The following is a 1,720-nucleotide window of genomic DNA, read 5'->3' on the forward strand; positions in this document are numbered from 1 at the left end:
CCTATACTCAGTATTTTGACAGGATATCACAAGATACAGAGGTAGAAGACAATATCAACAATTCGGATATTAGCTCTGATTTTTATGATGCTTCAATGCGTTGGTTATATAAACCTTCAGAAAAAGATGAATTACAATTAAACTTTATCAATGCCAACAATGAGCTGGTATTTAATGAAAATGAAATATTAAACAGTGAGGTTGAAACCAGGCAAAGTAGTTTAAATCAAAATAGTATTGCAGGGGGATTGCGTTATAAAAGGACCTGGAATAATTCTTTTAGTACCCTGTTGAACATCTATGAATCAGATTATAAACTCAAGGCAATAAATGCAAATATTTTAAACGATCAGAGATTTCTTCAGGAAAACAAGGTCTCAGAAACAGGAGCAAGAATTAGTGGCACCTATCACGTTAGCGAACGCTTGAATTGGGTGATTGGATATCACTTTGTAGAAACCAAGGTAACCAATCTTGATGATGTGGACGATCCTGTTTTTAGAAGGCTTATCGCGAATGTGCTTCGTACCCAGGGCATATTCACCGAACTCGATTTTATTTCGGCAAATAGGAAAACTAAACTTAATTTAGGGCTCCGATTTAACTACCTGGATAAATTTAACAAGCAATTGTGGGAACCCCGCGTTAGTTTCAATCATCGCTTTTTAAACTGGTTTAACCTTGAGCTGTTAGGAGAGTTTAAGCACCAAAACACTTCTCAAATCATCAATTTTCAAAATGATTTTTTAGGTATAGAAAAGCGCCGCTGGCAGTTATCTGATAATAGTGATATCCCGGTTATTAAGAGTAAACAGGGTTCTCTTGGCTTGAGTTATAATCAAAATGGATGGTTAATTAATACTGTGGGATTCTATAAGGCAGTTGACGGTATTACATCACAAAGCCAGGGTTTTCAGAACCAGTTCGAATTTATAAAGTCCATTGGCAGCTATACCGCTTTAGGCATGGATTTTCTCGTACGTAAGAAATTTAACGATGCAAATGTTTGGTTAAGTTATTCCTATCTGGAAAATGAATATTCCTTTCCTGAATTATCCGAGACCAGTTTTCCTAGTAATTTTGATATCCCTCATGCCTTGTCATTAGGTACAACCTATACCCTGAAGCATTTTCGCTTTGCTGCAGGCTTAAATTGGCGGTCAGGAAAACCATATACACAACCCAATCCTGCAACACCAATTATTGATGATAGCATTAATTATGATCAAACAAATCAACAAAGATTGGAAGATTATATGCGCGTGGACCTCTCTGCCATTTATAATTTTAAACTTGGGCAAAAAACCAGGGCCAATCTTGGGTTATCTGTCTGGAATTTGTTTGATAAAAAGAACGACATTAACATCTTTTATCGGATAAATACTTTGGGCGAAGTGGAAACAATTGTTCAGAATTCTTTGGGGATAACCCCTAATGCAATGTTCCGTGTTTATTTTTAACCTTATTGGTAGTTAACTTACCCTTCTCTTGGGTTTTAAAGAGAGAAATTGATATGTAAATAAAGGGCTCTTGTTTATTTAGAAGTAAATAAAAATACAAATCTAAGGTCCTATTAGTTAATATCATGTACAACCAATACTTGAAAAAAAATTTGTTTTTGATATAATTTACATAAAATCATATTTTGACCTAAAACATCCAATTTTTATTTTATTAGGTCGTTACTAAATAAATCGCTCACAGTTTTAACTGCTATTGG

Annotated in this window: 1 protein-coding gene; it reads left to right on the forward strand. The window is 34.5% G+C overall.

The annotated features are described in order from the left end of the window. A partial coding sequence (locus WBN20_RS13695) for a TonB-dependent receptor plug domain-containing protein (RefSeq protein ID WP_424282096.1) occupies positions 1-1,460 on the forward strand: 1,460 nt, incomplete at its 5' end. Positions 1,461-1,720 lie beyond the last annotated feature (260 nt).

Origin of the sequence: Eudoraea sp., assembly GCF_049665975.1 — a bacterium.
Lineage (GTDB): Bacteria > Bacteroidota > Bacteroidia > Flavobacteriales > Flavobacteriaceae > Eudoraea.